Here is a 5986-nt window from a genome sequence, read left to right as displayed (position 1 = left end):
CGGTCCTTCACAACTCGGCGGCCTCCGGGGTGTCCGTCCCGCTCAGCCCACCGGCACGCCCCCGAGCCACACCCGGGCCGGGCGCAGGGACGGGTCCAACTCGACCAAGTCCGCGCGCAGTCCGGGGCGCAGTTCGCCCCGGTCGCGCAGGCCGAGCAGACGGGCCGCCGTGCCCGACGTCATCCGGACGGCGTCCGGCAGCGGGATCCCCACCGAGGTCACGGCCCTGCGGAACGCCTCCGCCACGAACAGCGTCGACCCGGCGAGGGTGTCGGTGCCGCGCAGTCTGGCCACCCCTTCCGTGACGGTCACCTCGCGGTCCGCGAACGCGTAGTCCCCGTCCGGCATGCCCGCCGCCGGCATCGCGTCGCTGACCAGCGCGAGCCGGTCGGGGCCCGCGACCCGGTGCGCGAGGCGTACGGTGTCGTCGGCCAAGTGGTGCCCGTCCAGGACGAGTTCGCAGACCAGCCGGGGGTCGAGCAGCGCGGCGGCGACCGGCCCCGGCTCCCGGTGGTGCAGCGGGGGCATCGCGTTGAACAGGTGTGTCACCGCGCGCGCACCGAGATCGGCGGCCCGCGCGAACCCGGCCGCGTCCGCGTCGGTGTGACCCAGACAGCACACCAGTGCGTCCGCGTACCGCCGGATCAGTTCCGGCGCGCCCGGCAGTTCCGGTGCCACGGTCATCGACACGGCGTGCCCGCCCGCCGCGTCCAGCAGCCGCTCCATCAGCTCCGGGTCGGGGGCGCGCAGCGCGGTGCGGGTCTGCGCGCCGCGCCGGGCGGGTGACAGGAACGGCCCCTCGAAGTGGACGCCGACCAGGTTGGGCGCGGACCCGTCGTCGATGACGGACGCGACGGTACGTACGGCCTCTTCCATCGCGGCCGGTTCGACCGTCGCCACGGACGCCAGCATGCTGGTCGTACCCCGCGCGAGATGACCCGCCGCCGCCCCCCGTACGGCTGCGGGGTCCCCCGTGTACACCGAGTGCCCGGCCCCGCCGTGGCAGTGCGGGTCCACGAACCCGGGCACGACGAGCCGCCCGTCCAGATCCACCGCGATGTCCGGCCCGCCGGGCGGGTCGCCGGTCCCGAGCGAGTGGATACGCCCGTCGCGTACGAGCAGCCACCCGTCCACGACACCGGCGTCCGGCGTCGCGAACCTGCCGCCGGCGAACAGCCGTCCGCCCTCGGCCCCGCCCCCGGGCGGCCGTGCCGGACGGCCCGCCGTCACCGCGCGCCCAGCAGCGCGTCCACCGCGGCCCGCGCGCAGACCCGCGAGGCGCCGAAGGTGCGCACCCAGCCCCGGAAACCGCCGAAATCGTCGCCGGGCACCCCCATGTCGACCACTACGCAACCGGGGTACCGCTCCAGCAATTCGTCCAGGACCGGCCGCTGCCAGGGGAACCGGTGCGAGCTGCGCACCAGCAGCACCACATCGGCGTCCGGCCCGAACTCGTCCAGGTACAGGCCGACTTCGGCCTTGATCATGCCCTCGGCGTTGTAGGTGTCGCCCGCCACCGCGAGCGCCTCGACGTCGATGCCCGCCGCGCGCAGCGGCGCCTCCACGCCCCAGGAGGCGCCGCCCTGCGCGGGCGAATGCGTCGGGTCGAGCCGTACGACCAGGGCGCGGCGTCCCCTGAGTACCGCGTCGCCGCTCACCTCCAGGACGTCCCTCGCGAGCTGTTCGCCGACCGTGTCGTCGTGCGGGACACCGGTGGCGCGCGGCCGGGTGCCGAGCTTGGCGAGACGGGTGTTCGCCTCGCGGAGCCGCTCCTCGGGCAGGGTGCCGTTCTCCACGGCGGCCACCAGCGCCGCCGCGGCGGCGTCCACGTCGTCCCCGAACGCCCACGCGCCCAGGCACAGCGCGTCCGCGCCGGCCGCGATCGCCCGTACGGCGGCTTCGGGCAGGCTCGCCACATCGGCGATGCCCCGCATCTCCAGCGCGTCCGTGATGACGACGCCGTCGAAGCCCAGCTCCTCGCGGAGCAGCCCGGTCAGCACGGCGGGGCTGATGGTGGCGGGCACGTCGTCCAGTTGGCTGAGGTGGACGTGCGACACCATGATGCTGTCGACGCCGGCGGCGATGGCCGCGCGGAACGGGTCGAGGTAGTGGTCCACCAGCTCCTGCCGGGACAGGTCCACCGTGGGCGTGCCGAGGTGGGCGTCGGTGGAGCTGAGGCCGTGGCCGGGGAAGTGCTTGGCGCAGGCGCTCACGCCGGCGGCCTGAAGTCCCTCCACCCACGCGGCCGCGTGTTTGGCGACCAGCGCGCGGTCGGCGCCGAAGGTGCGGATGCCGTTGGGGGAGAGGGGGTTGACGGCCGCGTCGACGGCGGGCGCCAGATCCCAGTCGATACCGGCCTCGACCAGGGAGAGTCCGAGCTGGTAGGCGGACTCGCGGGTGCGCTCGGGATCGTCGAGGCGGCCGAGGGCGTGATTGCCCGGAACGGACGTACCGCCGTGGTCCTCCAGGCGGTTGACGTCGCCGCCCTCCTCGTCGACGGAGAGCAGTACATGGTCACGGAGGCCGTGCAGCGCGGCGGTCAGCTCCCGTACCTGTTCGCCGGACGCGATGTCCTTGCCGAACAGGACGAAGCCGCCGAGTCCTCTCGCGACCCGGGCGCGCGCCCACCGGGGGACGGTCCTGCGTCCGAGCGCGGGGAACAGCACGCCGTGGGCGAGCCGGGACAGCTCGGTCATGATTCGATTCCTCACCTTGCGATTGGTCTTCGTGCGGTCGTGCGGTCGTACGGGGCAACGGGGCGCCGCGAGGGGCGCGGCGCCCCGGGTTCAGCCCTTGACCGCGCCGCTGGTCATGCCGCCCACGAGACGGCGCTGCACCAGCAGGAAGAAGACGAGTACGGGAATGGAGAAGATGGTCGACGCCGCGATCATCGCGCCGTAGTCGACGCTCTCGGACGTCTTGAACGACACGAGCCAGACCGGCAGCGTGTAGTTGTCCTGCGATTTCATGATCACGTAGGCGAAGATGTAGTCGTCCCACGCGTTGACGAAGGCGAAGATCGACGTCGCCACGATGCCGGGCATCAGCAGGGGCAGCAGCACCCGTACGTACATCTGGAACCGACCGCACCCGTCGACCAGCGCGGCCTCCTCCAGCTCGACGGGGACACCGTCCACGAACCCGCGCAGCGTCCAGATCGTGAACGGCAGCACGAAGGTCATGTATGTGAGGACGAGCCCCGGCAGGAAGTCCAGCCCGCCGACGGACCGGAGCATCAGATACACCGGGATGACCATGGCCGCCGCCGGGACCATCTGCACCAGCACCAGGATGATCAGCACCGCCTTGCGGCCGGCGAACCGGAACCGCGCGATCGCTATCGCCGCGAAGAGCGAGATGACCAGCGAGAGGACGACCGAGGACACCGTGACCGTCAGGGAGTTGCGGACGAACGTCCAGAAGCCGGGCCTGTCCAGCGCCCGGACGAAGTTCTCCAGGCTGATCGGCCAGGGGACGAACTTCGGTACGGCGCTGAGGATGTCGGACCGCTCCTTGAGCGCGGTGGCCACCATCCAGTAGACGGGGAACACCATCACCGCGGACACCGCCGTCGCGATGACGTTGTTGACGGTGCGCCTGCGGCGCGCGGGTGTGCGCCGCGAGGGCGATGACGTGGTGCGGGTGCTCATACGACATCTCCCTGCCGGGACAGCCTGCGGACGTACGCGACGGAGAACAGGGCGAGGATCAGCACGGTCACCACCGCGACCGACGCGCCGCTCCCGTACTCGTTGCGGCTGAACGCGGTGATGTACGCGTACACGCCGAGCGTGGTGGTCGCCCCGTCGGGACCGCCCTGGGTCAGCACCCAGATCGGGGTGAACGAGTTCACCGACCAGATCACTTCGAGGATGGTGAGGATCGCGAGGACGGGCCGCATGATCGGGATGGTGATGTGGCGGAACATCTGGAGCGTGCCCGCACCGTCGAGACGTGCCGCCTCGTACAGCGACTCGGGTATCTGCCCGCGCGCGGCGAACAGGGTCAGCGCCACGAACGGCAGCCCCTTCCAGACCGTCAGCAGGATGATCAGGGCGAGCGCCTGTGTGGGGTGGGAGAACCAGTCGTGGACCGACATGTCGCCGAAGACCCGCAGCTGGGTGAGCAGCCAGTTGGAGACGCCGTACTGCGGCTGGAACATCCACTGCCAGACCAGGGTCGCCGCCACCATGGGCATCGCCCACACCAGCACCAGGCACACGGTGAGGACCACACGGGCCCACGGCGAGACACCCATCAGCAGGTGCGAGATGAGGAATCCCAGCACCATGAGCAGCGTCACGCACACCAGCGTGAAGACCACGGTCCGCAGCAGGACGGCCAGGAAGTCGGCGTCCGTGAAGATCCGCGTGAAGTTGTCCAGTCCGATGAAGTCCGACTGCCCCGTGAACAGCGACCGGGGGCCGAACTCCCGCGTCGACAGGGTCAGCAGCCGAAGCAGGGGATAGCCCTGGATCAGCAGGAGCGCGGCCAGCGCCGGGGCGATCATCGCCCACGGCAGCATCCGGGACCGCCGCGCCCGGCGGCGCCCGTCCGGTGGCCCGGTGCGGCGGTCCCGGTCCGGTGCGCGCACCGGACGGTGCTTCTCAGTGAGTGCCATCAGGCGTCCAGGGGTGTCAGTCGCTCAGCGAGTTGAAGGCGTCCGTCGCGTGCTTGTCGTACGCGGCCGACGACGAGGCGATGTCCGCACCGCTCGCGATCTTGGAGAAGAACTGCTCGTTGTAGCGCTCGGTTTCCAGAGTCGCCTCGCCGGGGCTGTTGGGCAGCGGCTGGCTCACCTTGCTGGCCTGCGAGGCGACGGTCAGCTGCTCGGGTACGCCCGCCGGGGTGAAGGCCGGTGAGATCGGCAGCAGATTCAGCTCCGTCGCCATCCGCTGCTGGAACTTCTCGCCGGTGACGATCCGCAGCCAGTCCTCCGCCAGGTCCCGGTCGGGGCTGCCCGCGGCTATGCCGATGGTCGAGCCGGAGACGATCACCGGCATCGTGGTGTCGGCGGTGTAGCCGGGCATCGCGAAGAAGCCGATGTTGTCCTTCATCTCCGGGTTCTTCTCGATGACGGCGGCCGGCTCCCACGCCTTGACGTAAGCCATGGCGGCCTTGCCGTCGGCGAACAGCTGGTCCTGGTCGGGGCTGTCGGTGTTGACGCCGACGGACGACGGGGTGGAGCAGGTGTTCTGGAAGGACTTCCACGCCTTGAGGCCGGCCTGGTTGGCGGGGGAGGACATCTCCGCCCGCCACTTGCCGTCCTTCTGCGAGGCGATCTTGCCGCCCTTGGCGAAGAGGAAGGGCATGCCGTTGAACCAGTACTGGCCCGGCAGGTAGAAGCCGGAGAAGTTGGCCGTGCCCTTGTTGGCGTCGGCGAGCGTGCCGCAGTGTTCCTGCAGCTCCGCGAGGGTCTTCGGAGGTGAGGTGATGCCCGCGTCCGCGAACATCTTCTTGTTGTACATGACGACCTTGGTGCCGCCGTAGAGCGGGACGGCGTAGAGCTTGCCGTCGAACTCGGACGGGCCGGAGAGACCCTTGAGCCAGCCCTCGGAGCCCTCGAAGGTCTTCTTGCTCCCCGTGAGGTCGGCGAGAGAGCCGGAGTAGGTCTGCAACGGGGTCTGGGTGTTGCCCATCTCCACGATGTCCGGCGGGTTGCCGCTGGCGAGCGCCGTGGTGATCTTGGTGGCCACGCCGTCCCACTGCTGGATCTCGATGTCGACCGCGACGTCCGGATGGTCCTTCTGGAACTGGGCCGTCGCCTCCTTGATCAGCGGGTTGTCACCGGGCCCGCCGGTCATCATCCAGATCGTCAGCTTGTTGTCGGAGTCGGACTTCGCCACCCCGCCACCGCCGCACGCCGTCAGCGTGAGCGCGAGAACCGGGAGCGCCGTGAGCGCGTACCGGATCCGTGATCGGTTCATCGTTGTCACCCTTCTGCCATCTGCTCGTCGTGCCTGGTGTGGGGGGCGTTGTGCTCTTC

Annotated in this window: 5 protein-coding genes; all 5 read right to left on the bottom strand. The window is 70.5% G+C overall.

Annotated features, from left to right (window positions below; all coding sequences use genetic code 11):
• Positions 1-42: 42 nt before the first annotated feature.
• The 5 genes from nagA to GXP76_RS33405 all read right to left on the bottom strand — a co-directional run bounded on the left by nagA (position 43) and on the right by GXP76_RS33405 (position 5927).
• A complete protein-coding gene (gene nagA / locus GXP76_RS33425) occupies positions 43-1230 on the bottom strand; it encodes an N-acetylglucosamine-6-phosphate deacetylase (RefSeq protein ID WP_242575376.1) in 1188 nt (395 codons plus the stop codon).
• Positions 1227-2696 (bottom strand): glycoside hydrolase family 3 N-terminal domain-containing protein, encoded by a 1470-nt coding sequence (locus GXP76_RS33420; RefSeq protein ID WP_242575375.1) that lies wholly within the window; start codon positions 2694-2696, stop codon positions 1227-1229. The genes nagA and GXP76_RS33420 overlap by 4 nt, the downstream gene beginning before the upstream one ends.
• A 90-nt stretch (positions 2697-2786) precedes the next feature.
• A complete protein-coding gene (locus GXP76_RS33415) occupies positions 2787-3650 on the bottom strand; it encodes a carbohydrate ABC transporter permease (RefSeq protein WP_242575374.1) in 864 nt (287 codons plus the stop codon).
• Positions 3647-4621 (bottom strand): carbohydrate ABC transporter permease, encoded by a 975-nt coding sequence (locus tag GXP76_RS33410; RefSeq protein ID WP_242575373.1) that lies wholly within the window; start codon positions 4619-4621, stop codon positions 3647-3649. The genes GXP76_RS33415 and GXP76_RS33410 overlap by 4 nt, the downstream gene beginning before the upstream one ends.
• Positions 4622-4637: 16 nt before the next feature.
• The gene (locus GXP76_RS33405) at positions 4638-5927 is read right to left on the bottom strand and encodes an extracellular solute-binding protein (protein ID WP_242575372.1); all 1290 of its coding nucleotides are present in this window, start codon (positions 5925-5927) and stop codon (positions 4638-4640) included.
• Positions 5928-5986: the final 59 nt, after the last annotated feature.

Source organism: Streptomyces sp. NP-1717, assembly GCF_022695985.1.
Lineage (GTDB): Bacteria > Actinomycetota > Actinomycetes > Streptomycetales > Streptomycetaceae > Streptomyces.
The sequence above is the reverse complement of the archived record's forward strand: the minus strand, read 5'-3'. Positions and strand labels throughout refer to the sequence as shown.